Origin of the sequence: Brevibacillus sp. B_LB10_24, from assembly GCF_046036945.1 — a bacterium.
Classification (GTDB): Bacteria; Bacillota; Bacilli; order Brevibacillales; family Brevibacillaceae; genus Brevibacillus_C.
Genome location: NZ_JBJQOQ010000018.1, coordinates 43,315 through 70,035 on the forward strand (window position 1 = coordinate 43,315; position 26,721 = coordinate 70,035).

General features: G+C 52.7%; 28 protein-coding genes and 1 pseudogene. 6 read left to right on the forward strand and 23 right to left on the reverse strand.

Going from position 1 to position 26,721, the window contains the following annotated elements; genetic code table 11:
* The first annotated feature begins 380 nt into the window (after positions 1-380).
* Together ACI7RC_RS16605 and ACI7RC_RS16610 are read left to right on the forward strand one after the other, a co-directional pair.
* Positions 381-1,883 carry a VWA domain-containing protein gene (locus ACI7RC_RS16605; RefSeq protein WP_408109350.1) on the forward strand — a complete coding sequence of 501 codons (1,503 nt, stop codon included), beginning with the start codon at positions 381-383 and terminating at the stop codon, positions 1,881-1,883.
* Positions 1,884-2,048: 165 nt separating this feature from the next.
* A pseudogene (locus ACI7RC_RS16610) lies at positions 2,049-2,631 on the forward strand (class I SAM-dependent methyltransferase).
* A gap of 8 nt (positions 2,632-2,639) precedes the next feature.
* Here the strand turns inward: ACI7RC_RS16610 and ACI7RC_RS16615 are convergent.
* From ACI7RC_RS16615 to ACI7RC_RS16625, 3 genes are all read right to left on the reverse strand, one after another.
* Positions 2,640-3,503 carry a MurR/RpiR family transcriptional regulator gene (locus ACI7RC_RS16615; protein WP_408109351.1) on the reverse strand — a complete coding sequence of 288 codons (864 nt, stop codon included), beginning with the start codon at positions 3,501-3,503 and terminating at the stop codon, positions 2,640-2,642.
* 70 nt (positions 3,504-3,573) lie between these two features.
* Positions 3,574-4,914 carry an aspartate aminotransferase family protein gene (locus ACI7RC_RS16620; RefSeq protein ID WP_408109352.1) on the reverse strand — a complete coding sequence of 447 codons (1,341 nt, stop codon included), beginning with the start codon at positions 4,912-4,914 and terminating at the stop codon, positions 3,574-3,576.
* A gap of 128 nt (positions 4,915-5,042) precedes the next feature.
* Positions 5,043-6,281: a copper amine oxidase N-terminal domain-containing protein gene (locus tag ACI7RC_RS16625; protein WP_408109353.1), complete on the reverse strand. Its 1,239-nt coding sequence runs from the start codon at positions 6,279-6,281 to the stop codon at positions 5,043-5,045.
* Positions 6,282-6,469: 188 nt separating this feature from the next.
* Here ACI7RC_RS16625 and ACI7RC_RS16630 point away from each other — a divergent pair, with 188 nt between their 5' ends.
* Positions 6,470-6,859, forward strand: a complete 390-nt coding sequence (locus ACI7RC_RS16630) for a cupredoxin domain-containing protein (protein ID WP_408109389.1) — start codon at positions 6,470-6,472, stop codon at positions 6,857-6,859.
* 44 nt (positions 6,860-6,903) lie between these two features.
* Here ACI7RC_RS16630 and ACI7RC_RS16635 read toward each other — a convergent pair whose 3' ends face one another.
* Entirely contained in the window at positions 6,904-7,773 is an 870-nt protein-coding gene (locus ACI7RC_RS16635) for a YitT family protein (protein WP_408109354.1), read from the reverse strand.
* A 198-nt stretch (positions 7,774-7,971) separates the two neighbouring features.
* Between ACI7RC_RS16635 and ACI7RC_RS16640 the strand changes: the two genes are divergently transcribed.
* Entirely contained in the window at positions 7,972-8,337 is a 366-nt protein-coding gene (locus ACI7RC_RS16640) for a potassium channel family protein (RefSeq protein ID WP_408109355.1), read from the forward strand.
* 45 nt (positions 8,338-8,382) lie between these two features.
* Here the strand turns inward: ACI7RC_RS16640 and ACI7RC_RS16645 are convergent, their stop codons facing one another.
* From ACI7RC_RS16645 to ACI7RC_RS16725, 17 genes are all read right to left on the reverse strand, one after another.
* Positions 8,383-8,907, reverse strand: a complete 525-nt coding sequence (locus ACI7RC_RS16645; protein ID WP_408109390.1) for a YfiT family bacillithiol transferase — start codon at positions 8,905-8,907, stop codon at positions 8,383-8,385.
* Between the two features lie 221 nt (positions 8,908-9,128).
* Positions 9,129-9,803: an SOS response-associated peptidase gene (locus ACI7RC_RS16650; RefSeq protein WP_408109356.1), complete on the reverse strand. Its 675-nt coding sequence runs from the start codon at positions 9,801-9,803 to the stop codon at positions 9,129-9,131.
* A gap of 226 nt (positions 9,804-10,029) precedes the next feature.
* Complete coding sequence (gene sufB, locus ACI7RC_RS16655) at positions 10,030-11,427, reverse strand: Fe-S cluster assembly protein SufB (RefSeq protein WP_019121392.1); 1,398 nt, start codon at positions 11,425-11,427, stop codon at positions 10,030-10,032.
* A 32-nt stretch (positions 11,428-11,459) separates the two neighbouring features.
* Positions 11,460-11,894, reverse strand: a complete 435-nt coding sequence (gene sufU / locus ACI7RC_RS16660) for a Fe-S cluster assembly sulfur transfer protein SufU (protein WP_019121391.1) — start codon at positions 11,892-11,894, stop codon at positions 11,460-11,462.
* A complete protein-coding gene (locus ACI7RC_RS16665; RefSeq protein WP_019121390.1) occupies positions 11,881-13,107 on the reverse strand; it encodes a cysteine desulfurase in 1,227 nt (408 codons plus the stop codon). Before ACI7RC_RS16665 ends, sufU begins: the two co-directional genes overlap by 14 nt.
* Positions 13,104-14,405, reverse strand: a complete 1,302-nt coding sequence (gene sufD, locus ACI7RC_RS16670) for a Fe-S cluster assembly protein SufD (protein ID WP_019121389.1) — start codon at positions 14,403-14,405, stop codon at positions 13,104-13,106. Before sufD ends, ACI7RC_RS16665 begins: the two co-directional genes overlap by 4 nt.
* A 19-nt stretch (positions 14,406-14,424) precedes the next feature.
* The gene (sufC, locus tag ACI7RC_RS16675; protein WP_019121388.1) at positions 14,425-15,213 is read right to left on the reverse strand and encodes a Fe-S cluster assembly ATPase SufC; all 789 of its coding nucleotides are present in this window, start codon (positions 15,211-15,213) and stop codon (positions 14,425-14,427) included.
* Between the two features lie 247 nt (positions 15,214-15,460).
* Positions 15,461-16,048, reverse strand: a complete 588-nt coding sequence (locus ACI7RC_RS16680; RefSeq protein WP_408109357.1) for a DUF1802 family protein — start codon at positions 16,046-16,048, stop codon at positions 15,461-15,463.
* A gap of 165 nt (positions 16,049-16,213) precedes the next feature.
* Positions 16,214-17,791, reverse strand: coding sequence for a phosphoenolpyruvate carboxykinase (ATP) (pckA, locus tag ACI7RC_RS16685; protein ID WP_408109358.1), 1,578 nt, complete (start codon positions 17,789-17,791; stop codon positions 16,214-16,216).
* A gap of 321 nt (positions 17,792-18,112) precedes the next feature.
* On the reverse strand, positions 18,113-18,463 hold the full coding sequence (locus tag ACI7RC_RS16690; RefSeq protein WP_408109359.1) for an SCP-2 sterol transfer family protein: 351 nt from the start codon (positions 18,461-18,463) through the stop codon (positions 18,113-18,115).
* A gap of 253 nt (positions 18,464-18,716) precedes the next feature.
* Positions 18,717-19,109 (reverse strand): VOC family protein, encoded by a 393-nt coding sequence (locus tag ACI7RC_RS16695; RefSeq protein ID WP_019121385.1) that lies wholly within the window; start codon positions 19,107-19,109, stop codon positions 18,717-18,719.
* 73 nt (positions 19,110-19,182) lie between these two features.
* Entirely contained in the window at positions 19,183-19,614 is a 432-nt protein-coding gene (locus ACI7RC_RS16700) for a hypothetical protein (protein ID WP_019121384.1), read from the reverse strand.
* A gap of 320 nt (positions 19,615-19,934) precedes the next feature.
* Complete coding sequence (gcvH, locus tag ACI7RC_RS16705; protein WP_019121383.1) at positions 19,935-20,315, reverse strand: glycine cleavage system protein GcvH; 381 nt, start codon at positions 20,313-20,315, stop codon at positions 19,935-19,937.
* A gap of 58 nt (positions 20,316-20,373) precedes the next feature.
* Entirely contained in the window at positions 20,374-20,826 is a 453-nt protein-coding gene (locus ACI7RC_RS16710; protein ID WP_019121382.1) for a redoxin domain-containing protein, read from the reverse strand.
* Between the two features lie 97 nt (positions 20,827-20,923).
* Complete coding sequence (locus ACI7RC_RS16715; protein ID WP_019121381.1) at positions 20,924-21,472, reverse strand: peroxiredoxin; 549 nt, start codon at positions 21,470-21,472, stop codon at positions 20,924-20,926.
* 185 nt (positions 21,473-21,657) lie between these two features.
* On the reverse strand, positions 21,658-22,017 hold the full coding sequence (locus ACI7RC_RS16720) for an arsenate reductase family protein (RefSeq protein WP_019121380.1): 360 nt from the start codon (positions 22,015-22,017) through the stop codon (positions 21,658-21,660).
* Positions 22,018-22,048: 31 nt separating this feature from the next.
* Positions 22,049-22,849, reverse strand: a complete 801-nt coding sequence (locus ACI7RC_RS16725) for a DUF2797 domain-containing protein (protein ID WP_408109360.1) — start codon at positions 22,847-22,849, stop codon at positions 22,049-22,051.
* Positions 22,850-23,031: 182 nt separating this feature from the next.
* Here ACI7RC_RS16725 and ACI7RC_RS16730 point away from each other — a divergent pair, with 182 nt between their 5' ends.
* Positions 23,032-23,697 carry a polysaccharide deacetylase family protein gene (locus ACI7RC_RS16730; protein WP_408109391.1) on the forward strand — a complete coding sequence of 222 codons (666 nt, stop codon included), beginning with the start codon at positions 23,032-23,034 and terminating at the stop codon, positions 23,695-23,697.
* A gap of 197 nt (positions 23,698-23,894) precedes the next feature.
* Complete coding sequence (locus ACI7RC_RS16735) at positions 23,895-24,230, forward strand: hypothetical protein (protein WP_408109361.1); 336 nt, start codon at positions 23,895-23,897, stop codon at positions 24,228-24,230.
* Between the two features lie 376 nt (positions 24,231-24,606).
* Here ACI7RC_RS16735 and ACI7RC_RS16740 read toward each other — a convergent pair whose 3' ends face one another.
* Together ACI7RC_RS16740 and ACI7RC_RS16745 are read right to left on the reverse strand one after the other, a co-directional pair.
* Positions 24,607-25,335 carry an amino acid ABC transporter ATP-binding protein gene (locus tag ACI7RC_RS16740; protein WP_408109362.1) on the reverse strand — a complete coding sequence of 243 codons (729 nt, stop codon included), beginning with the start codon at positions 25,333-25,335 and terminating at the stop codon, positions 24,607-24,609.
* Positions 25,336-25,501: 166 nt separating this feature from the next.
* Positions 25,502-26,689: an MFS transporter gene (locus tag ACI7RC_RS16745; RefSeq protein WP_408109363.1), complete on the reverse strand. Its 1,188-nt coding sequence runs from the start codon at positions 26,687-26,689 to the stop codon at positions 25,502-25,504.
* Between the last annotated feature and the right edge of the window lie 32 nt (positions 26,690-26,721).

Below are 26,721 nucleotides of genomic sequence, written 5' to 3' on the forward strand. Positions count from 1 at the left end.
GACCGCGGTCTGTGCATCCGAAGCGCCGGACGGAATCTCGTCGCGGGCGTCGATCAACTGACACCTTCACTATAAGGCGGCAGTGTGAAGCAGGGATTAAGCTGGGATTAAGGGCTGTAAATTACATGTAAAAACGAAAAGAGAACCGCCGGGCGGCAGTTCTCTTTTTTCTTTTCTTATTCAAGACCGATGGAGGGTAATGCTGTAACTGTATAAGTCGCCTCGGAAATACGAATGCAGTATCTCGATCGGCACCCCTTGGGGAAAATGGGTATTAATTCCTATCCCAACATTTAGAAATAACCCCAATTTACTATACTCATCTACCCATTCTACCGCTATATTAAGATTAGAATGAATTTTGTCAATGGAGGAAAGATATGTTAAAAAGGAAGTTACCTACCCTATTCCTGATCACAGCACTTCTTCTCTCGGCATCAGGCTGCAGCGAGGCCGAACCGGGAACAGCCAAAACCCAATCGAATCCAACCCAAACAGAACAGGATACAACCGCTGAGACAACGAATGAGCCAGTCTCCTCCAAATCAGCAGGAGCGGACAGCTCACCAGCCTCTCTGCCCAAACCTCCCATTACACTGGAAGAGATCCTCGCTTACTCGGAAGCTGCCGGACAGTATGCAGGAAGCAATTACGATGAAGCAGCCGTAAAAGCCGAACTGGATAAGCTGTCGAAGGATATGGACACCGAGGAGGTTTACGCCCGAATCCTGCATCTGATCGGCGAGAATTATCAGAAGGAAAAAAGTACGTTTGATCGGCTTGAGCAGGTTAATTACAGGCAAGCCCTCCTCTCCATCGACCCTGCCGACCCGGCTTCCGCGCCGCAGACGAAGCCCAAGGCAAATATCGAGGTGATCCTGGATGCGAGCGGGAGCATGGCGGAAAAGGTGAACGGCGGCGTCAAGATGGACCTGGCGAAAAAATCGATTCAGGGCTTCCTCGAGAGCATCCCTATGAATTCCAATGTAGGACTTCGCGTATTTGGACATAAAGGCTCAGGATCGGAACAAGATAAACCGCTCTCGTGTGCACAAACGGAATTGGTCTACCCTTTGGGCAGCTACGATCAAGCCCGTTTCCAAGGCTCGCTTCAGCAGTTCGGCCCAAAAGGCTGGACAGGAATAGCCACTGCTCTGGAGGCAGCCCGTGAGGATCTGAAAAACTCCCACAGCGAAGGCATGGAAAATATCATTTATCTCGTGACCGACGGAATCGAGACGTGCGGCGGCAATCCGGTTGAAGTCGCCAAATCGCTCCATCAGTCCGAGATGAAGGCTGTGATCAATCTGATCGGCTTCGATGTGAACGATGAGGCCCAACGCCAGCTCAAGGCTGTCGCCGAGGCAGGCGGGGGCACCTACACCACAGTCAAAGATAAAGCCGCGCTGGAAAATGTATTCAAGCAGTACCTGAACGAATTGTACAAGGAAAACAGCAGCTGGATGCAGCAAGCTATCGATAACGTATGGAACCAGTACGAGGGAGAAGAAAAAGAACTGATCGATACCAGAAAAAAGATGCTGGACAAGGTGGAAACCGAATACGATCGGTTGAAGGCGGCCGTCAGCTATCTGCGCGATCAGGAGCTTCTGGAAAAGAAGCAAAAGTCAGAGCTCCTCTTCTGGCTGGATGATCGCTGGCTGGATCTGAGCGTTTACGCCGATGACCGCTGGTTCGAGATTGGGCACAAAATGGATGTGGAATGGATGGATGCTTCCGCGGAAGTAGAGAGCCGCTGGATGGAAAACGGGCGCATGCTGGACGCCAAATCGGGAAAAATCGCACTTAGGATCCCCAGCCTGCGCACCCCCAAAATACGGATCAAACCGCTGCGGAATAAGCCGATTCGCTATGACTTTTAGAAAATGCAGCAGCCCGCCCGTCAGGGAGTGGGCTGTTTTTTCTTAATCACAGACGGGATCGGGAGGACATTGACCGATCTTTCGCTTGGCACTATGATTAGTTCAGTCTCCCTACAGTTGGCTCGCATAGAGGGAGGGAAGATCACTTCGATTGGAGGAATTGGCATGACAGATGATGCCAAGCAGCGGGTAAAGTCGCAATTTTCCAAGAACGCAGAGAGTTACTTCACAAGTGAAACACACGCGAATGGCCAGGATCTTCCCTTGCTGGTCGAATGGCTTTCACCCCGTTCGGATTGGACGGCGCTCGACGTCGCGACCGGCGGCGGCCATGTCGCCAAAACACTGTCGCCTCATGTTCGCCACGTCTTCGCGACAGATCTGACAAAAGAAATGCTGGCCAATACGGCCCAGCATTTATCCCCATCTTCCCCAAATATTAGCTACGTGATCGCCGATGCCGAATCGCTGCCGTTTCTCGATCAGACCTTTGATCTCGTGACCTGCCGGATCGCTCCTCATCACTTTCCAAACCCGGGTGCATTCATCAGCGAGGCGGCAAGGGTGTTGAAACCCGTGGGTCAGACGAACAGCCAACAGCCCCGGACAAATCGAAGAAGTGGAGAACTACATTCTGCGGGCGAGCGATGAAATTCACGCCTATTTTCATGTGGAGATTGCCGATGAACGCGTCCAAACGCTTCAGGTAGATGAGTGGATGGTCCTCTGCCAGAAGAAAAGCGAATAACGTTTTACCTATTTCCGTTCGCCGTATATTTCAAAATCGGACCAGATGTCTTCCAGCTCATTCAGCGTCCTCGATACCTGCTCAGGCACGCGGTTAAACATCGTCCGCAGCAAGGCCGTCACCAATGACATGGGGGCTGCGAATGAATCCATATGGGAGGCGATCCCGGTCGGCGTACAGTGAACTTCATCGGCGCAGCGGACCAGCGGCGAGGACGGATAATCGGTGATCGCAATAGTCGGAACGCCTTTTTTTCTCGCGTATTTCATGCCATCGATCGTAAAGCGCGAATAGCGCGCAAACCCGATCCCGACGATCACATCCTCGGGGCCAAAGCGCTGGAGCAGATCGCTCGTTCGCGGTTCTCCGTTAAAAACGATGACTTCCTTGTCCAAGAGATGCAGGTAAAACTCGAAAAACAAGCCGAGCGACAGCGAACTTCGCGAGCAGATCACGCCGATCCGCCTGGCGCCCAACAAATGGTCCGCTGTTCGCTCGAACCCTTCCAGATCCAAACGCTCCATCATCATTTTGATATTTTGCACATCATCCTCCATAAACTGGATGACAGAGCGCTGTTCCTCGTTCTCCAACGCTCTCGACAGCTGGTAGCGCTCACTCGTCGTCAGCCGGGATCTCACCAGCTCTTGCAGTTCGCGGGATAGCGCCGGGAATCCGGAACACCCCACAAAAGCAGCGAAACGGGTGACGGTCGAATCGCTTACCTTTGCCTTTCGGGCCAATTCAGCCACGTTGTAAAAGGCGGACGCTTCGGGATCCTTCAGGATGACATCGGCAATCATTTGCTGTGACGGGCTCATCTGCGAGTACAGTTGAGCGATCCGCCGCAGGACGGTAGAATCCGCTTCCATGGGCATCACCTCAGAGCCTTAGTCTTTCCAGACAGTATACGACGAACTGGAGATCCCGGACAACTTTGTTTTACACCGCGGCGATTTGCCGCAGCGCTTGAAAGCTCTTTTCAAATGCCTGCAAGGTAGCTTGCAATTCGGTCTCGCCATGAGCGTCAGACATGGAAAAGCGGTTCAGCGGTTTCGTATAGATCCCCTCGTCCATCAGCAAGTAGTCAAGGGCGAGCCTCAGCTCTTGCGGATTGGTTCCGGCATCGTTCGCTTCCTCAGTCGGCACGAGATTAAAAATGGTGCCGGCGCCGACAGTCGAAAACGGGATCCGATACTCCCTGGCGAGTGTCTCGATGCCTTTACGCAGGCTTGTCGTTCTGTCGACGATGCTGTCAAAACGGCCGGGCTGCTTCAGGTAACGAATGGTAGCCAGTCCGGCGGCAAGCGAAATCGGATTTCCGTTGAACGTTCCGCTGTGGAAGACGACTTCTGCTTTGCTTGATGAGCGCAGCGGCGAACACATTTCCATGATCGCCCGTTTGCCGCCGACCACTCCTATCGGAAAGCCTCCCCCAACGACTTTTCCCAGTGCCGTCAAATCCGGCTTTACTCCGTAGTACGTCTGGGCCCCTCCTAGGGTGATGCGAAAGCCTGTTTTCACCTCGTCAAAAATCAGGACTATGCCAAGATGTTCCGTCAAACTGCGCAAATTTTCCATAAACGGTTGGTCGGCTGAAATGTACCCTGACTGCAGCGGCTCAAGGATGACGGCGCCGATCTCGTCACGCTTCTCGGTCAGGATTTTTTCGCAAGCTTCCCAATCGTGAAAAGGCAGGACAACCGTATGCTCCACATAGTAATCCGGAAGCCCCTTGCTATCTGGAACAGCCTTCGGCATCGCCGGACCGCTCTCCTTGGTCTGGTTCACACTGATCAGCACGTGGTCGTGACTGCCGTGATAGTGGCCGGAAAATTTGGCGATGTGGGTCTTTCCTGTATAGGCGAGCGCCAAACGGAGTGCAAACAGGGTAGCCTCCAAACCGGAATTCGTAAACCGGATCGATTCCATGCTGGGGTACAGCTGATTGATTTCGCTGCACATGTCAAGCTCCAGCGGATGGGTTGCGCCAAAACTGCTGGTTCCCTGCTCCTCCCAAACCGTTTCCACAGCCTCCCGAATCACGGGATGTCCGTGCCCCAGGAGCAGGGCGCCATACGAAAGCAGGTAGTCAACGTATGTTTTTCCATCCGCGTCAGTCAGCCAGGCGCCTCTGCCCTGTTGAAAAACGAGCGGAAACGGCTGGTAGTATCGAAGATTGCCGTTAACCCCGCCGGCGATGAGCGATGCAGCCTGCTCAAAAAAAGCGGCGGATTTTGGACGGCTGCTGCCAAAATGGGATTGTAAATCGGAAAGGTTCACCTTTCGCACCTCCAGTATTTTTGTTGAAATTATTATTTCACCAAATCATCCATATTGCAATAATGATTTCATAGAAAAATTCCCCGTTTTTTGCCAGCAGCCAGAAACGGGGATTTGTTGTTGCCCTGCTATTCCAATTCCTTTACGTAGAACACCAGCTGCCCGATATCCGGGCGCCAGTCGACACGGTAGATGAGAGATTCCCCTTCCGTGACCATTTTTTGTCCGTCAAGCGCGCGAATGACGCTTTCCAGATCGACATACGGCATCCCGTTAACGGTAACGGTCTGCAGCGGTTCGGATTGCTTGCCGCTGCCAAGTTCAACGGCGTAGACGGAGCCGGAGCCGGCGTGTACGGCACCGAGCGACTGCAGCACTGCCAAGGGAAGGCGGTACTTGCCTGTCGGCTTGCCGTTTTGGAGAATCTCGACAGCGGGAGCGGCAAGCGTGATTTCCCGCGGCCCCACCCCTGCGTCCAGCCATATCTTTACCGGGCTTTGCTGCTGTTCTGATTGCCAAGGCAGGTGGGCGTATCCCGTCACGACGTTCCCTTCGCCCTGCACCGTCTGTTTTACCTCGATTAGATCCATTCCCGCCCGCCGCAACGCACCGTTTTTCTCCTCTACCGTTACCAGCATGCGAAACATCGAAACGCCTTTGTCCTCCCAGCTTTCCAATTCTTCGACGAACACGTGCGCGGGCGACGCAGCCAGCTCCCGGCGCAGGGCCGCAGTCTGGTCCAGCAGTTTCGGGGCGATGAACGGCCCTTCAGCCACGTCCCCTCCGTACAGCCAAATCGCCGTATTCTTGGCTGTGTACCAGGCACTTCGCTTGGGCAGCAGCTTCTGCATCTCCCGGGGCAGATCGACGGATTTTGGCGCCGGAACGCGAGTGATAGCCGGATCGATCTTGGCTGTTCTGGTCGCTTCCTCCCAGCTTACCTTCGCTCCAAATGCTTCGCTGATAAACCGCAGCGGCACGAATGTCCGCGAGCCGACCAGCGCTGCCGGCTGGTCCAGTTCCACTTGCTTGTCGTTGACGAAAGCAGTAGCGGAATTTACCTGCAGCCGAACCGTTACATCTCCCATCCTGCCAGAGACGGTCTTGGTTTTCTCATCCCAAGAGACCTTTGCGCCAAAACGTTCGAAAATCGTTCGCAGCGGTATGAGAATTCGCCCGGAGGCAATAAACGGTTGTTGGTCGACAGGAAGCGACAGTTGGTAGCCGTTCAGCTTGATCTGCGGTGCGGCCGCTCCAGTTCCTGTTTGGGCAGAGACAGTGCCGCCTATGGCGCATCCCATTGCGAATACGGCAGACAAGAACAGCACAAGAACAGGTTTGCCAACGATACCCACAGCTTGTTTCATTGTGAGCCCTCCACTCTTTCGATCTGGTTTTTTCGCTTATCAATAAGTATCTCCCAAGAGCCATTTTTTGCAGCACGTCCGCATAACCTGTGAACATAGAAAACTTGTCTGCTATTCGAAGGAGGTTGAAGAAACTGAGAATTTATTTCCTCTCGCGCAATTCGCTGCTGCTGCTGGTCGGGTTCGGCATGCTCGTCATTTTTACCGTCATCACTTATACAAACCGCGACATACCCGCCCTGGGCAGCCAGGAGAAACCGGAGCGGGTTATCCATCTGGTCACCGGAGAGTTTAAGGCGGCACTTCCGGATGGAAAGGTGATTGAAGCCTACCGCTGGGACCCGGGCACGATCTATGTCAATACCGGGGAGAAGGTCAAACTGAGCCTGTACGGTGTAAACGGGGCCGAGCATCCTTTTGTCATCGAAGGAACGAATATCAGCGGAGTCGTCAAAAAAGGAGCGGAAACGATCGTTCCGCTCCAATTCAACAAAGAAGGGGTGTACCGCCTGATCTGTTCCACTCATGCCGACATCGCCCATAATGGCCCGATGATCGCCTACATCGTGGTTGACTGAAAAAGAAAACCCTCTCTTCCTAAAAAAGGATAGAGAGGGTTTTTTTATATTATCTTTCGGCTGGGCACAATAAATGGCGACTGCCGGCGAAACGAGCCTTTGACATCTGCCGTATCGGTGATCGTCACGAAGGCCTGGGGATCGACTCCGTAGATGATCTCCTGTATGGTAAACAGCTCAAACCGGGTGACGACGCAGACCAGAACCCGCATCTTGGTTTGGGTATAGCTTCCCTCCCCGTGCAGATACGTTGCCCCCCGCTGCAATTTTGCGTGGATCAGATTGGCGATCTGATCGGTTTTGGCAGAGATCACAATCACCGTCTTTTTTGCCGACGAAGCGGTGACGAGATCGATCAATTTCGCCAACATCACCATCGCAATCAAGGAGTACATCGCCTGCGTTACGCTGAAGTAAAAAATCGACAGGCAAACGACGATCGCATTGATTGTCATTCCCACAGAGCCGACCGTAAAGCTGAAATACTTTTGAATCAGCACGCCGATGATGTCGACTCCCCCTGTTGAACCTCCGCCGCGAATAATTATCCCGGTCCCAAGGCCGGAGATAACCCCGCCGAACAGGCACGCCAGCATGATGTCATCCGTCCGCAGAAAAGGCAGCGGCGGTACGATGTCCATAAAGATGGAAAGTGCTGTTGTCCCGACGATGCTGTACAGTAAAAATTGACCGCCAACGTAACGCCAACCCAAGATGAAAAGTGGAATGTTATAGAAAAAGTACTGAATACCGGCCGGGAAAGACGTGAGATTTTGAACGAGCATGGCAATCCCGGTGATGCCTCCGGGAAGAACCCCGTGAGGCTCCATGAAACAATTAAAGCCAATTGCCGTAAGAAAGCTCCCAATGACGACAACAACGGTGCGCACAACATGCGAAATGATGAGCTTCATGTGCCTCCCCTTCCTCAAACCAAAACAAAGTATAAGGGAGGGCATCTGTGCGGTCAATGATTTCGCACATAGTCGCAATTTTTGCTATGGGCAGAAAAAATCGCTGTCTGGCGCACGCCGCAAAACCGTTATGAAATCCCTGGCACAGGCCCATACTATTCCCAAAACCGACAACTTCCGATTGGGGCGCGGGCGATTATGATTTCCTTTCTTCTTACTGTTAGACGTCTGGCGCAGGGGCTTTGGCATGCGTTCAAAGACAAGAACTTTCAAGCCATCTTTATCATCACGCTGTTCATCCTGCTGTCGGGCACGCTCTTCTACCATTCGGAAGAAGGGCTCTCCTTCATTGATGCTCTCTATTTCAGCGTCACGACGCTAACCACGGTTGGCAGCTCCGGCTTTGTCCCCAGCACTACGCTCGGAAAGATCTTTACCATCCTCTACATTTTTGCTGGGGCGGGGCTGACCTTCGGAGTCGTAACCCGTATCGCTTACGGGATATTCTCGAATAAAAACAAGGAAGACGAGAAGCAGGGAGGAGATGAAAAACAGGCAGAGTAGAACGCCATGTTTTTCGGCCTATGACATCTACAAATTGATATGTCGTTACCAGCCCATCCTTGTCCTTAGATTGATGATGTGGGCTGCATGATGACGTCCGTGCCAGGCATAGATTCCCAGGTTCACATCTAATCGAATGACGCCAGAGTCAGGATGAATGAAGGTACGTTCCCACTGTGATTCCTGCATGGAGCGGAGCAAAAGTCCCCAGCGCGCGTGAAGTTGTTCCAGCAGCACTAAAGATAAAGAGACATCCGCTATACGGCTATCGTCGAGCTCTGCCCATCTCGCTTCGTCATAAGGTTTGATTGTCGGCGCATCTTCAGTTAACGCAAGCTTGAAACGAATCAGACTGTTCAAATGACTGTCGGCCAAATGATGCACTACCTGACGGACGGTCCAGCCCTGCGGCCGATAAGGCGTATCCAGCTGCTTCTCGTCAAGACCCTCGATCGCTTGTCGGATCTGCCCGGGCAACGCTTCGATTTCTTCAATCCAGCGAAGACGCTGCTGCCCGGAAACCGTACCGCTCCATTCGAATTTGCCGATCGGAAATTTTAAGGCTTCCACGTTTAGCGATGTCAATTGTGATCTCCCCTTATTATGCATATGTGCGAAAAATTTACAGCCCAATGAGTTCATTTGATTTGGGAATGTTCCACGTCAGGCAATCGTTTCCCGGCGGATAAACAAACAAAACGGTCATGACCGTTTTCCCTCCCCACCTGAGGACAAAAGTATTGCTAGGGCTTGCCCGTTTTTGGCAAGCAAAATGCCTTCCTTCCGAAAATTCACTGCCACGATACCTCTTCAATGCATTCCGGAATATCGTTTTTTGGGCTACCGACAATTGATGAAACAGGGTATGCCCTCATCTGATCGGCGTCATACGGAACCAGCAGCGACTGCAACAGATCAGCGTCAAACCGTTCACGGTCAAGCCAGATTGGAACATCATCCTTTTTCAATATGACCGGCATACGATCATGGATGTCTCTGACGACCTCATTTGGTTTTGTCGTGATAATGGTACAAGTGCTAACCTTGCGACCATCCGGCGCCGTCCAGGTATCAAATAGTCCAGCGAAGGCGAACAGGCTCCCGTTCTTCATTGTTATCCGCAGTGGTTGCTTGCCTTTATCTAACTGCTTCCACTCAAAAAATCCATCGGCCGGGATCACGCAACGCTTTCGTTGAAACAGCTTTCGAAATGCGGGTTTTTCGGTCAACGTCTCAGCCCTGGCATTTATCATCTTATATCCCATCTTCTCATCCGTCGCCCACGACGGCACCAAGCCCCACCGAAGCTGGCCGGCTCTTCTTTTGCCCCCATCCGCAATGATCGCCGGGATCATCTGTCCCGGTGCCATGTTGTACCGTGGATGCCAATCAAAGGGCAGCCATTCGATTTCAAACTCGGTCATAAAGTCGAGTGGATTCGCAAAAAGAGAAAATCGTCCGCACATGTCCATCCCTCCTATCACCATCTTACCCAACATAGGAGTGGAGAGAAAACACTAAAGTCAAAGAAAAATATGGAGGAACTCAATGCTGGCGCAAATAAAAAATACGTGTCCGAGCGACTTGGGCACGCAAGCGTGAAAGTCACAGCGGACACGTATCTGTACGTTATGATAGGCAAATGATGGGCTAGACCGGTTTCGAGAGCCGGAAACCCTTGATACACAAAGGTTAACCGATGCTGCCTTCCATCTCGAACTTGATCAAACGGTTCATCTCGACCGCGTACTCCATCGGCAGTTCTTTGGTAAACGGCTCGATGAAGCCCATGACGATCATTTGCGTCGCTTCCTCTTCCGTCAGGCCGCGGCTCATCAGGTAGAAGAGCTGGTCTTCCGACACCTTGGAGACGGTCGCTTCGTGTTCGAGGGTGATGTTGTCGTTCATGATCTCGTTGTACGGGATCGTGTCGGATGTGGACTGGTTATCCAGAATCAAGGTATCGCACTTGATGTTGGACTTGGAGCCTTCCGCTTTCCGGCCGAATTGGGACAGGCCGCGGTAGGTTACCTTGCCGCCTTGGCGGGACATCGACTTGGAGACGATCGTCGAGGTGCAATCCGGCGCCAGGTGGATCATTTTGGCCCCGGCATCCTGGTGCTGCCCTTTGCCGGCGACGGCAATCGACAGTACCGTCCCTTTGGCGCGAGGCCCTTTCATGATAACGGCAGGGTACTTCATCGTTACTTTGGAGCCGATGTTGCCGTCGATCCATTCCATGTTGGCGTCGGCATAGGCAACAGCGCGCTTGGTGACCAGGTTATAAACGTTGCTGGACCAGTTTTGGATCGTCGTGTAACGGCAGCGGGCCCGTTCCTTGACGATGATTTCCACGACAGCGGAGTGCAGCGAGTCGGTGCTGTAGATCGGCGCCGTGCAGCCTTCGACGTAGTGGACGAAGCTGTCTTCGTCGGCGATGATCAGCGTGCGCTCAAACTGCCCCATGTTCTCGGAATTGATCCGGAAGTAGGCTTGCAGCGGCGTTTCCACTTTTACGCCTTTTGGCACGTAAATGAAGGAACCGCCGGACCAGACTGCCGAGTTCAAGGCGGCAAACTTGTTGTCAGCAGGCGGAATCACCGTTGCGAAATACTCCTTCACGATCTCCGGATACTCGCGAACGGCCGTATCCATGTCGCAGAACAGCACGCCCAGTTTTTCCAGGTCCTCCTGCATGTTGTGGTACACGACCTCTGATTCGTACTGGGCCGATACGCCGGCGAGGAACTTCTGCTCCGCTTCCGGAATGCCCAGCTTGTCGAACGTGGCCTTGATTTCGTCGGGCACTTCATCCCAACTGCGGCCCGTCTTCTCCGACGGCTTAACGTAGTAGGTAATCTCGTCGAAGTTGAGTCCGTCCAGATCAGCGCCCCACTTCGGCATCGGCATCTTTTGGAAAATCTCCAACGCCTTCAGGCGGAAGTCCAACATCCACTGCGGCTCGTTTTTGATGCGGGAGATTTCTTCCACAATCTCGCGAGTCAAGCCCTTTTTCGTCCGGAACACGGAGACGTCCGGATCGTGAAAGCCGTACTGGTAATCCTGTAATTCAGGGGCTTTTTTAGCCATGTTCTTTCACTCCTTTTCGTTGAATGGCGGCATTACGATTGGCCGGTCTTAATGCCCTGCTCGAGCGCCTTCCAGGCGAGCGTGGCGCATTTGATCCGGGCCGGAAATTTGGCCACACCTCTAAGCGCTTCTATGTCACCAAGATCGATGGATTCATCGATCTCTTTTCCTTGCATCAGTTCGGAAAACAGGTGAGACAGCTCCAGCGCCTCTTCTACGGTCTTGCCCTTGACGGCTTCCGTCATCATCGACGCAGAAGACATGCTGATCGAACAGCCCTCGCCGACAAATTTTGCATCAGCCACACGGCCGTCTTCCACCTTGAGCGAAAGAGAGATGCTGTCGCCGCATGTCGGGTTGTTCAGATTGATCACGAGTCCTTCCCATTCTTCTAGTTTACCACGATTGCGCGGCTTTTGGTAATGGTCCATTATGACACGGCGATAGAGATCATCAAGAGAGGACATTTCCAAAAAACTCCTTCGCTTTTATGAGCCCGGCGACCAGTGCATCAGCATCCTCTTCCGTATTGTACAGATAGAAACTGGCACGTGCCGTCGCCGTGACCTGATAGTATTTCATCAGCGGCTGGGCACAGTGGTGTCCGGCCCTGACAGCAATCCCTTCGCTGTCCAGCACGGTTGCCACATCGTGCGGATGGACATTCCCCAGGTTAAACGTAATGACGCTGCTGCGCTCCTTTAGCGGGCCAAATATGGTGAGGTCCTCTATTTGCTGCAGCCGCTCCATCGCGTAGCCGATTACCTTTTTCTCATGCCGGGCAATCTCATCGAGTCCGATCTCGCTCAAAAAGTCTATGGCAGCTCCCAACCCGATCGCTCCTGCAATGATGGGAGTGCCTCCCTCAAACTTCCAGGGAAGTTCTTTCCACGTCGAATCGTACAAGTCGACAAAATCGATCATTTCCCCGCCAAACTCGACCGGCTCCATCATCTCCAGCCATTTGCGCTTGCCGTACAGAACGCCAATCCCGGTCGGCCCGCACATCTTGTGTCCGGAGAATACGTAGAAGTCGCAATCCAGATCCTGCACGTCCACCTTCATGTGCGGGGTGCTCTGAGCGCCGTCCACCACGAGAATCGCCCCGTTCTGGTGCGCAATCTCGGCGATTTCTTTGATCGGTGCGATATCTCCCAGCACATTGGAGACGTGGTGGATGGCGACCAGCTTCGTATTCGGCGTGATCGTCTGCCGGACCGCTTCCACGGTGACAGTGCCGTCGTCTGCCAGCGGGATAAACTTAAACGTCGCCCCGGTCGCCTTGGCCGCTTGCTGCCACGGAATAAAATTGCTGTGATGCTCTACGACTGTCGTGACGATCTCATCCCCTTCTTTTAAGAAGGCCCGGGCAAATCCATTGGCTACCATGTTAAGCCCGGTGGTCGTTCCCCGGGTATAGATGATTTCGGCCGTTTCTCTGGCGTTGATGAAGGCGCGCACCTTTTCCCGTGCCCCTTCATAAGCTTCCGTCGCCAGGTTTCCCAGCGTGTGAACGCCGCGATGGACGTTGGAGTTGTACCCCTTATAGTATTTCTCCAAAGCTTCGATGACTTGTATCGGTTTTTGCGACGTGGCCGCACTATCGAGATAGACCAGCGGGTGGTTGTTCACCTGCTGGTCAAGTATGGGAAAATACGAGCGGATCTCCTTTGCGTTCATCGCTCCAACTTCCTTTCCAATGCTTGGCGAAGCCGACCCTTCACTTCTTCTAACGGAATTTCCGCTACAACCGGATCCAGGAAGCCGAGGATGATCAGTTTTTCCGCCTGTTTGCGGGGAATGCCGCGGGACATCAGGTAATACAAGCTCTCTTCGCTAACCCGTCCGACAGAAGCGGCGTGGCCTGCCTTCACGTCGTCTTCGTCGATCAACAGGATCGGGTTGGCGTCTCCTCGCGCTTTTTCGCTCAGCATGAGGATGTTTTCCGCTTGTTCACCGTTCGCCTTGGTCGCGCCATGCTCAATTTTGGTAATCCCGTTCAAAATCGCCACTGCTTCATCGGTCATAACCGCTTTGCTGAGCATCATCGACTCGGAGTAAGTGCCGATGTGCTGGACTTGCGAGGTCAAATTCTGACGCTGCTGGCCCGTTCCGACTGTGATCGACTTGGTATCCCCGACTGAGCCTTTTCCTTTGAGGATGGTCGTGTTGTTGGCCACTGTGTTGCCGTCGTTCATCTCGCCGAGGATCCATTCCATTTTCCCGTCGCGATCGACCACGGCGCGGCGGAAGGCGTAGTCGTGCACTTCCTCGGACAGCGTGCGCACGGAGGCGACTTGCACGTGGGCGCCGGCCCCGACATATACTTCTACTGCACTGTTTGCCACCATGCCTTTGCCTGTGGAGGAAACAAACGTATCCACATATGCTACCCTGCTGTTGTCCTCCGCTACGATCAGCACGTGCGGAGCAATCAGCGCTCCCTCGCCTGCCACTTCAAACACGGCTTGCAGCGGTTCCGTTACCTCAACATTTTTGGGCACGTAAAGGAATACCCCGCCGTTTACGAGTGCGGTGTGCAGTGCCGCCAGCTTGTGTTCATCGGCGGAAATGGCCTGAAACAAGTGTTTCTGAACCAGTTCGCCGTGTTCCCGCAGCGCGGTCGCCAGATCGGTAAAGATCACGCCTTGTGCTTTCAGTTCAGGAGACACCGCAGCGTAAACGGACGAGGCGTTCTTTTGCACGAGCAGGTTTTTTGCGTTCGCCTCGTCTACCTGTTCCTTGACCGCCTCGTCCAATTCAGCGAGCGATTGTACTCTTCCCGCCGTTTGGAACGGAACGTATTGGTCGTAATTCCACTTGTCGATCTTCGTTTTCTCCAGTGCCGGCAATGCCAGGCCCTCGGCGGCATTCAGGGCAGACAGGCGCTTTTCCAGAAACCAGTCTGGCTCCTGATTGGCTTTCGAGAAATCCGTGATCGCTTCTCGACTAAAGCGGAGTTGTGTATCTACACCCATAATCTGCTAACCCCCTCGCCTACACGCCAGCATTGACGGTTTCGTCTTCGATTCCGAGCTCTTCTTTTATCCAGTCGTATCCTTCTGCCTCCAGGCGCTCTGCCAGTTCCGGACCGCCGGACTTGACGATCCGCCCTTGCATCATCACGTGGACGAAATCGGGCTTGATGTAGTTGAGCAGGCGCTGGTAGTGCGTGATAATCAGGAATCCGCGTTCGGCGGAGCGCATTTCGTTGACGCCCTTCGCGACGATCTTCAGCGCATCGATGTCCAGCCCGGAGTCAACCTCGTCGAGAATGCAGATGCTCGGCTGCAGCATCATCATTTGCAGGATTTCGTTCCGCTTCTTCTCCCCGCCGGAGAAGCCTTCGTTCAGGTAGCGATGCTGGAAGGATTCGTCCATTTCCAAGGTCGCCATCTTCTTATCCATTTCCCGGATGAATTTCATCAAGGAGATTTCATTGCCCTCGCCGCGGCGCGCATTGATCGCCGAACGCAGGAAGTCGGCATTTGTCACTCCGCTGATCTCCGAGGGGTACTGCATCGCCAGGAACAAGCCGGCACGAGCGCGCTCGTCTACCGCCATTTCCAGCACGTCCTGGCCGTTAAGCGTTACCGAACCGCCGGTTACTTCGTACTTGGGATGACCCATCAGGGTTGAGGCGAGGGTAGATTTACCGGTTCCGTTCGGTCCCATGATGGCGTGTACTTCTCCGCCCTTGATTTCCAAGGACAAGCCTTTCAAAATCTCCTTCTCCTCAATTCTTGCCCGCAAATCTTTTATTTCGAGATGTGGTACACCAGACATCCAGCATTCCTCCAATATATAGTAGTGCGAATCCTGCGCTTACCATGAACTAGTATCACCATAAGGGCATGATTCTCAATCCATTCTCAATCACAATTGTATAATAAGAATTATTTTAAATCAACGCTTCTCCTATATCTGTATTTTTTACATTTATATATTTACTAAGTATGCTTGAAAAGGGGAAACGGTATAGGCATTGATGCCGGGGAAAGACGAAAGAAGGCCCTGTACAGGACCCTTTCCCTTATTTTAAAATCGCCATGATCTCATCGCGCTTCGCTGCGTAGTCGGCATCCGACAAGACGGGCGCAAAGCCGGTTTGCGGCACTGCCGGCAGCAGGTGATGCCAGGATTTGCAGCCTTTATACTGGTCTTCAATCTGAATTTCAAACGGCTGCTCCAGCTTGTAGACACGGGCGAACAAGATGTGCAGCGGCTTCTTTTTCTTCCAGTGAAGGCGGACATCGGCGAAATCCTCGGTCCAGATATGATAGGGATCCAGCGCGCGCAGCTTCGCTTCGTCCATGATCTCCACATCGTCCGTGATGTGGGCAAAGTAGCGGATCTCCACAGTCGGTTTATCCGGGCTCCAGCCTTCCAGGGTGGACTCGAGATCGGCGTGATAGGCCGGTTTGACCATCTCCGGCTTTTGGTGCTCATAGGTGGGATACAGGTAGAAAGTATCATGCTCCAGCTTGAATTCCCGCGTCTCTTCGTACAGCCCGCCCTTGCGAACCGTGATGATCTGCTTCCCTTCTCCCAATGCCTTGACGGCAACTGCCCATTCCTTGAGCGAAAGTGTAGAGACAGGTTGTTGAACGGAGGTAACCATCGGCAGCCTCTCCTTTCCTACATGAAATCTACATGTTCACACTTGTTGATCCATACCCATTTAGTGTATCAGAATCTGCCGGTTGTGCAAGGGAACGGCTCGCACGTAAAAAACCTTCGCCGGCAAGCAAGGCCAAGCGAAGGTTTTTGCCATGTGACAGAAGATTTACAGTTTGGGGCCAGCCTTTACGATTTCGGTGGCATCCGGGAATTTTTTCGCAAAGTTTTCGGCGAATCGGCTCACCAATTCCTTGGCCTGCCTGTCATAAGCTTCCTTGTCTGCCCACGTGTCACGCGGCTGGAGAACCTCAGCCGGGACTCCCGGGCAAGTGGTGGGCACTTGAACGCCAAACACCGGATCGGTGACAAATTCGGCCTTTTCCAGCTCACCATTCAGGGCAGCCGTTACCATTGCGCGGGTGTACGCAAGGTTCATCCGTTTGCCGACGCCGACCGGGCCGCCGGTCCAGCCTGTGTTGACCAGGTAGACGCGTGCTCCCCTCTCGTCGATCTTTTTGCCGAGCATTTCGGCGTAGACCAGCGGACGAAGCGGCAAGAACGGCGCACCGAAGCAGGTGGAAAACTCCGTTTGCGGGGTGGTGACGCCGCGTTCCGTTCCCGCCATCTTGCTGGTATACCCGGACAGGAAGTGGTACATCGCTTGGTCGCGGGTCAGCTTGGAAATTGGCGGGATCACCCCGAAGGAGTCGGCCGTCAGGAAGATGATCGTCTCCGGATGTCCGCCTACACTGGGAATGACCGCACCTGGGATGGCATCCAGCGGGTAAGCTGCCCTCGTGTTTTCCGTGTAGCGATCACTGTCGTAGTCTGCCCGGCGGGTTTGCGGGTCGACGTCGACGTTTTCCAACACCGCGCCAAACTGAATCGCCTTCCAAATCTGCGGCTCTCCCTCTTCCGACAGGCGAATGCACTTGGCATAGCATCCCCCTTCGATGTTGAACACGCCGCGATCGGACCAACCGTGCTCGTCGTCACCGATCAGAAAGCGCTCAGGGTCAGCCGACAGCGTTGTCTTCCCGGTTCCCGAAAGGCCGAAGAACAGGGCGACATCTCCGTCTTTGCCGACGTTTGCCGAGCAGTGCATCGACAGCACATTTTGCTCCGGCAGCAGGTAGTTCATGATGCTGAAAATCGACTTCTTCATTTCGCCGGCGTACTCCGTACCGCCGATCAAAACCATTTTCCGCTCGAAACTGATGATAATAAACGTCTCCGAGTTGGTTCCATGGACGGCGGGATCCGCTTTAAATCCAGGAGCCGAAACCACGGTAAACTCCGGCTGATGGCCAGCCAATTCCCCTTCCGTCGGATGAATGAACAGTTGGCGGGCAAACAGGTTGTGCCAAGCGTATTCATTGATCACGCGGATCGGCAGGCGGTACTTCTCGTCCGCGCCGGCGTAGCCGTCAAAGACGAACAGCTCTTTCTGTTCCAAATAGTCCATGACATCTGCGTGCAGGCGTTCAAATTTTTCACTGGTGATCGGCTGATTGACCGGCCCCCAGTTGATCTTGTCACGAACTGACGATTCGTCTACAATAAATTTATCTTTCGGGGATCGGCCAGTAAACTTTCCTGTGAGCGCATTAAACGCTCCTTTATCAGTCAGCACACCTTCCCCCCGCGCGATTGCGGTCTCCACCAATTTGGCTACTGGCATGTTGTATTGTACATGAGCTTTTTCGAGTACGTCAGTTAGTCGTTTGGCTGTCTTCGCTTCCATATTGTACGATCCCCTTCCCCGGATTCACACAATGTGATTGTCTATTTGATCGATTGATGTAATTAGTATATCACATTAAACGAATTAAGCCACATAATTTTGGCCGAAGATGTGAAAAATATTTGAAGACCCGGTTTTCATGCATATTGTTGCCTTGAAAGCAGAAAATAACCCGCACCGATCACCGAGACAAAGCGTAAAATAACGGGCAGAATGACGGCATTGCCGCACACCCTGCCCGTTTGTGCCCTCCTGCTTCCTCTGGACATACCGAAAATCGTTCTGCCCTGCTGCCATCCCCTGATAAAACGATGGACCGCCCTACACGCTCTTTGCAGTCAGGCGAAGCAGCGCGTCCCATTTCAACTGATCGCGCACTGTCCCCCGCAGGGCCACTGCCTCGCGCGCGTAGAGATAGGCAAGCCGATCTCCTGCGAATAGACAGCGCAAATCCCGCTCCGCCCCGCTTACCAGCAGATCGGCAGCCATATCGGCAGCACCCTGCGTCACATCCACCCTGCCTTGGCAAAACGTAAGAAAGTAGCTGGTCCCGCTGTCCAAGGCCATTACCTGAACCCGCCGCTCCCAGCCATGTGTCAACGCGGAAAGAAACGCTTTTTGCTCCAACCGTTCGCGAAACGCCTCCAGCAAGGAAAGAAGCGAACCGACCATCTGGCCACCTCCTCGGACTACTTCCTTCCCATTCGCAGACAGGCGGGTCGAATCCTTTGACGAGCAGAGGGAAGTTGTGTCGCTCACTGTCAGTGCCGGTAAGAAAGTATCGACACTTTCCTTCAAATAAGAAAAATAACAATTTTATACCGAAAGTGGTTTCAGGCATTTATTTTAGGGGTATGAAAGAAGGAGAAGACGAAAAACGCCTCCGTTATCGCAGAGCGGAAGCGTTCTGTAGTCTTGATCGCGTTCAGGTGTCATCGTTTTCGTCTTTATCCAATCTGACCTCCAGATGATGCCCATCGGGGGTTTCAAAGTAGAGATTGTAGCTTTGCGGACGCTCAATCGGTCCGCGATAGCAGATGTTTTCTGCTTCCAACTTATCAACCAAGTAATCCAGCTCTGCCCGGCTGGCAACAGAAAAAGCGATGTGGTCAACTTGCCCGATACCGTTTTGTCCCTCGCTGCTGTATGGATGCAGGCCAATCCGGGTTTCCTGACCGACTTGAAAGTAAAGCGGATCTGTTTCCGATACCTGGCTGAGATCAATTGGCACCTCCAGGATCTCCTTAAAAAAAACCGCTACCTTCATTACATCGCGGCAATTCAGCGCGATGTGATGAACGCGTTGCAAATGAAGCATTCGCATAATCCTCCCAATGGCAAGCAATTCTTCGACGATTCATTCTGGATGGCTGACAAAAGCTTGTGAGCGATTAGGCGCTCCGCTGTGAGATTTCCTTGCGCTTGTTGTACTGGCGCAAACGCTGGCTCAGTTTGGTCAGGCGCGCTTTCAGCTGATCCCGCCAATCGCTGTCGTCCAGGTCCTTCGCCACACCCATCAAGTCAAGGGCGATATCAATCTGTTGTTTCAAGACTTCTGCGTAGTTACCTTCATCAGTCATTGTGCAATTATCGAATAAATGGGGCATATTGTCAATGCTCACGAAATCGCGGAAATCGACTTCCGGAGCGTTATCACCTTGAGCGTATTCTACCAGGATCTCAAATTCTCCTTCAATAGCGGGGAGAACTTCCAAACGATTGCAAACAGGGCAGTACATGACTGGCACATTGTGAACCAAAGTCTTGTAATGGCGAACGGTACCAAAAGAACCAAGCATGCCTGCGCCACAACAAAAACTCATTGACTCTCCCTCCCAGCCGCTATGAGTCTTTACCTCATTGCGTTTTTTATTGATTGTATCCTACCACGCCCCTTTCTGCCAGGTTAAAAACATACCATTTTATCCAATTGAAACAGGCAGCCGATTACTGCCATTCTATCGGAAATCAACCGCCTTGACTAGTATTTTTGGACTAGTTCCAACGCAAATATCTTAGAAAACTTGGCTCCGCCGAGCTTTTGGGCGGAGCCTTAGTTGCACTTATGTCGATAGGGCAAAATTTATAAATTCCTATCGACCAAAGGAAAAGATCGGACGAATGTCCGACCTCAAAGGATAGCTTACTCTTTCACCATCGCTGCGTATTTGTCCGCATCCATCAATTTGTCCAACTCGCTCGGATCCGACAACTCGACAACGATCATCCACGCCTTCTCATACGGTGAACTGTTTACCAGTTCCGGCTCCGACTCCAATGCCGCATTTACCTCCAACACTTTTCCACTGACAGGAGCGTACAGCTCGGATACCGTCTTTACCGATTCAACACTGCCAAACGGTTCGTCCTGCTTGATCGTCGCTCCAACTTCCGGCAGCTCCACAAACACGATATCCCCCAGTTCGGATTGTGCGAACGAGGTGATGCCGATGTACACTTTATTTCCTTCGACACGCACCCATTCGTGCTCTTCACTGTAACGCAGCTCTTTTGGAAATTCCATCTTCGCAATCCTCCTATTCATCCATCAGTCATATCCCATAGTATATTGGATAAACGATCTAGGATTCCTCTTGAATCCCCAAAATTCGGTGCAAGCGTTTTTTCACCAGATTCAACCCTTTCTCGCCGGCCTGGAAGTGGCGAAGCTGAAGGGACTCGTCAAACAGGTAATACGCCGGCACGTACTCGTTTTGGAAGGCATCCGTCGTTGTCATCTGGTTGTCGATGGCGATCGGATGGATCAGTTCGTACTGTTCGATGGTCTCTTTAATCTTGTTGATGTCGGTGTCCGCCTCGGAACGCGGCATGTGAATCCCTACGACCTGCAGGTTGTGCTCCGCGTATTTTTCCCGCCACTCGTTGATTTGCGGCAGGGATTCCTTGCACATATGGCAGCTGACAGACCAGAAGTGGACGAGCAGGGGTTTTCCTGCCAAATCCGCTTTTGACACCTGGCCGTTTACCCATTCCGTAATCCCGGGAAAATCAGGCAACTCTTCGCGTAAGCGCATGAAACACATCTCCCTTCTAATTATGTAAAAGAATAAATGAGAAAAAAGGACCTAACAGCACTTGGTTAGATCCCTTTTTTGTACGTCTGTCCGTTTCTTACTTCGCTTCCAGATGTTTGTCGCCTGGGCGCCAGTTGGCAGCGCAGAGACCGCCCGATTGCAGTGCTTGCAGCACGCGCAGGGTCTCATCAACGGAGCGTCCGATGTTCAGGTCAGTTACTACCTGATAGCGGAGAATGCCTTCCGGATCGATGATGAACAGGCCGCGGAATGCAACCCCTTTTTCTTCATCCAGCACGCCGTAGTCGCGAGCGACTGTTTTCAAGAAGTCGGCAGCGATTGGATAGTTTAATCCGCCAAGACCGTTTTGGTCGCGAGGAGTGTTGATCCAAGCGCGGTGGGAGTGGATCGAGTCGGTGGAAACAGCTAAAACGTCCGCATCCAGATCCTTGAAGTCTTCATAAGAATCGCTCAGTGCAATGATCTCCGTCGGGCAAACGAAAGTAAAGTCGGCCGGATAGAAGAACAAGACCAACCATTTTCCGCGGTAGTCGGACAGGGATACTTTTCCGAAGTCCTTACCGTTGCCAAGAGCGGTTTCCATTGTAAAGTCAGGTGCGGGCAAACCAACCAAACGTTGTGCCATGTAAATGACCTCCTCTAAACTTAAGTACAGAGATATCATAACAAACAAGCCTATTTATAGTCAATATAAAGTAGGAATCATTTTCAATAAAAAAACCTTCTATCGAGGCCCCTGGCAGAAGCAGGTTCTTCTCGTCACCTCTATCATCATACCCGCAAGGCTTTTGTTTTATTCATAAAATCTGCCTAGTGCTGACGCCAAATTTCCATCTCCGGCTCTTTAAATCCGACGGTAACGCGCTGACCGTCCGTGATCAGCGGCCGTTTCAACAGCTTTCCGTGAGAGGCCAAGAGCTCCAGCATCTCTTCTTCGCTCATCTGCGGCAGGCGTTCCTTCACGTTCAGCTCCCGGTACAGCTGGCCGCTGGTATTGAAAAACTTCTTCAAGTCCAGGCCGCTGTTCTGCCACATCCGGCGCAGTTCATCCTTGCTTGGCGGCTGCTCCACGATGGGGATTTCCGTAAAGTCCACACCGGCGTTTCGCAGCCACTGTTTGGCCTTCCGGCACGTGCCGCATTTATCGTACAGATACGCTTTGATCGTCATGGTTTGTCTCCCTGCCTCCCGTTGCCAATTCTTACGCAGATACGCGAATCTGATATCCGGCGTGTTTGCGAGTGTGAAACACCCCGGTATCCAGGATCAGATACTGGGCTTTCATCCCGATTAACTTGCCCCCTACCGTCTCCTGCTTGTCCAGCGATAGGGAGGTAATTTTCTCCAGGCTGTCCAAAATCGGATAGGTAATGTCGACCCATTCGTCTTCCCGCAGACGGAACGGCTTAAACTCTTCGGGGAAGTAGCTGTACACTTCGTCACGAATCGCCAGCAGGTCTACCTCGGTTACCTCTCCCTTAAGCATTTTTCGCCAATTGGTCTTGTCCGGGAGGTACTGGCTGAGGTGGAACTCCAGCTCCCCGGCCATCCGCCTGGTCGGCAGCTCGGCGATGGGAATGGCGCGAATCGCCCCCTGGTCTACCCAGCGCTTCAACTCGTTGTGCTTCCGGGTCAACCCTACCTTGACGTCGCTGGACATCGCCAGGTAGACGTAGTGTGGGATCATGCAGTGCGCTTCGCCGAAGCTGGCGTCGCGGCAGGTGCCTTGGTCAAAGTGGCATTCGTGCGGCTTGACGATACACAGATCGTTTTCCGGCAGTTTGGTGAAGCAGGGGTAGCAGTACCCGCTGTTAAATGTCTTGTTCGTTTTGCGCCCGCATGCGATACAATTCTTCTCACCCAAATATGTAAGCGTCAGCTCTTCTCCCAACAGCTCATTCAGCGGAAGTTTTGTTTCTTCTATTTTAAGATAGTATTCAACCGGGTTGTCCTTCCCGTGATAATCGTGAACCAAACCGTGCAGCAATCCGTTGATCTCCACGCTACTCTCTCCCTTCGCTTTCACTACATCCATTGTACCATAACCGTCCGATTCGTTTGTCAGAAATTGCCCCATGAGCAAGCAGCAGCAGAAGCATGAAATCCAGGACGGCGGTGAAGCTAAAAGGGACATTTCGCGGAAAGGAGTGACACACCTTGAAGCGTCTCTTGATCTGTGCCTCTTTGATCGCTTCAGTCTGCCTGCATGCCGCCGTTGGATTCGCCGACAGCGGGATCGGCAATCCCATCCACCGGATTGACACGAAAAAGAAAGTCGTCGCGCTGACTTTCGATGACGGACCCGATCCCTATTACACGCCGCTCATTTTAAAAATGCTGCAAAAAAACGGCGTGCCCGCCACTTTCTTCGTCCTCGGCTCCGAAGTGGACAAATACCCCAAGATCGCCAAAAGAATCAGGGCGGCCGGTCACGAGATCGGCAACCACGGCTACTATCATCACGATCTGAACCGGGCGACGGAACAGGAGATTTACGACGACATCAAGCGGGCGGAAAAATCCATCCTGAAAACGACCGGCGTCCTCTGCCAGTATTACCGTCCGGCGGGCGGAGTTTTGACGCACGACGTCCGCAGCGCTGTTCAATTGACCGGCTACGACCTGATCCTCTGGTCGGTAGACCCCCGTGATTGGTCGCTGCGGCGCACGGCTGCCGTGATCGCCGACAGCGTAAAGAACAACGTCGCCCTTGGCGATATCGTGCTGTTCCACGACGGCGGCCGCAACCAAAAGCAGACGTTGGCCGCCCTGCAGGACTTGATCGCCGACCTGCGCTCCAAAGGATACCGCTTCGTGACGGTCAGCCAGCTGCTGGAGCAAGGACTGTAATTCAAGAACGGGAGTAAATGGGAATCCATTTACTCTTTTATTACAACTCATATTCACAAATAATTCACACTATTCATATACATCCAGTTGAATTCCATATATTTACAAGGTAATATTAGGATAAAAAGGTTATGTATACTTAAGGGTAGGACATCTTTTGTCCTACCCCAAATACGTATAGGTTTGGGGTGAAAAAAATGCCAATGGAATCTGAAGTATTCTGGTATTTAGTAGCAGGTGCAGGCTTCGTTTTAACAATTTCATTTATCGTGATAATGGGATTATGGAAAATAACCAAAAATAAAACTTACATCTGGTTTATAGCCCACCTTATTTCTCTATCGTGTGGAATCTACCTATTTTTAACGCTTATAAGACCTCAAAGCAGTTCAATAGGAATGATCTCGGAATTTAATTCCGGGCGTATCGGTGCAGCAGGAATTCTGTGGGCTATTAGTATGGGATGCATGCTAAAAGGCATATGGGATTTACATTATCAGAAAAGCACGAAAGATAACCATACAATCACCTAGATGAATAGGAAAGGCCTTCGAAGTTCCATTAACTCTGGGGCGGCTTTGCCTTTTTCTCTTTCATTTTCGTTTTTAAGATCATAAACGCACTATTAATGACAATGACAAGGTTTAGCACTAACCGAACCTTATTATAGAGAAAACGACCAAATTTTGAAATTCATTCCAAGGAAACATTCCCTTATCTAAATCTGAGCCGATCGTGTAGTACAGCAAAAACTCGGCAAAAGAACTGATTAAGAACAAACAGGATTGCAAATAAAGCCATTTTCATCCCATCCTTCGGTATTCCTCTTTTGCCCGACGTTCTATTCTAGAGCCGATTACAAAAAATGCTGCCCCAAGTAATGATGCGTACATCAGGGCAGCTCTTATCCTACGCCAGCGTCTTGCTTAAAAATCCGCGCAGCCGCTCATTCTGCGGGTTGCTGAAGATCAGTTCCGGCTTGCCTTCTTCCATGATCACGCCCTGGTCCATGAAGATGACGCGGTCGCCGACCTCCCGGGCGAATCCCATTTCATGCGTGACGACGACCATCGTCATGCCTTCCAGCGCCAGGTTTTTCATGACGGCAAGGACCTCGCCGACCAATTCCGGGTCGAGCGCAGACGTCGGTTCGTCGAACAGCATCACTTTTGGATTCATCGCCAAGGCCCGGGCGATCGCCACCCGCTGCATCTGCCCGCCCGACAGGCGGTCCGGATAGACGTCCGCTTTATCTCCCAAGCCCACTTTTGCCAATAGCGCAAGGCCCTGCGATTTGGCTTCCTCCGGGTTTATTTTCTTTACCTTGATCGGCGCCATCGTCACGTTATCCAACACCGTTTTGTGGGGAAACAGGTTAAATCGCTGGAAGACCATCCCCACTTCTTCCCGCACTTTATTTATGTTCGTCTTCGGATCGGTCAAATCGTGTCCGTTGATGACAATTTTACCGCTGGTCATCGGCTCCAACTGGTTCAAGCAGCGCAAGAGCGTGCTCTTCCCCGAGCCGGACGGTCCGATGACGCAGACGACTTCGCGTTCGTCCACCGTGGTCGAAATCCCTTTCAGCACTTCCAAATCGCCGTAGTTTTTATGCAGATCTGTCACCTGGATAATCACGCAAAAACGAACCCCCTGACTTACGCTCTTTTACCCACTATTTTAGCGCAAGACAGGGGGAAATGCACAACTTTTCCCACTAATTGAAATTATCCCTGAAAGAACTTTTGTCCGGCATGTACTGGCGAGGGAACCCCGGCGAACGGCGTTCCCCCGCTTGCCGCCATCAGTCCGCCGGCTGCGAGGCCATTACGTTTTCGTGCGCTTTTTCTGCCCGGCGCTCGCGAAAAAAGAGACCCAGCAGCGCAAACACGCCTAATAATCCGCCCATGACCAGGAACATCGTCCCCGGGCCGGTAAAATCCAGCAGGTACCCGTTCAGATTAGGCGCCAGCATGCTGGCCAGGGCGAAATTCATCCCCGCAATCATCCCTGCCGTCGGAACCATGCCGCGCGGCAGCAGGTCGGCGGCAAACGCCAGGCCCAGCGAATAGAAGGAGCCCACTGCGGCCCCGGCGACCGCAAGCAGGACAATCATCAGCCAGACTGCCTTGCCTGCCAGCGGAAACAGCGCAAATGCCGTCCCGCCCGCCAGCGCACAGATGATCATAACTTTTTTGCGGCCGATCCGGTCGCTGAGCGTACCGAGCGGAAGCTGTAAAAACAGGCTGCCCACCACGAACGCTGGCAGGATCACCGAAACCCATTCGGGCGACACCCCGATCCGCAGGGCGTAAACAGGGAAATTACCGTTGAGCGACGACTCCATAAACCCGTACAGGAAGGAGGGAATCAGAGCCAGCCAGGCCAGCCGAAAAACGGCCGTATACCTGTTTTCGCCCCCCGCCGTCCTGGCAGCGGGCTCCGGATACAGATTGGGCAGCCGGCCCAGCAGGATAAAAGCGAACAAGAAGATCAGGGTCACCGTAACAAACGGCACCCAAACTCCTAAGGACAGCAGATTGATTCCCAGCGGGCCGATGCTAAAGCCGATCCCGTAGGCGAGCCCGTAAATGGACAGATCCCTGCCCCGCCGGTCTGGAGGCGAGATCGTCGTAACCCAGATCTGGCTGGTAAAGTGCAGGAAAGTGTCGCCGATCCCGATGATGATCCGCAGAATAAACCAAAAGATGAGCCCCTGCAAAAACGGCAGCATGACGGTAGCTGCCGCCACCAGACACAGCCCGATGACCACCGTGGTGCGGAAGCCAAACCGCCGCAGCACGATCTCCATCAAAGGAGAAACCAAAAAAGACCCCATGTATAATCCAGCCGCATTCAGTCCGTTGGCAACCGAAGAGACACCCTGCTGCTCCAGCAAAATCGCCAGCAGCGGCAGCGTAAGCCCCTGACTGATCCCGGCCATGCAGACAATCACCACTAAAGTCAAAAACGTAAAGCGAGTAGAAGTCATCGCAGTCCAACCCCTTTTTCGTCTCAGCTTAA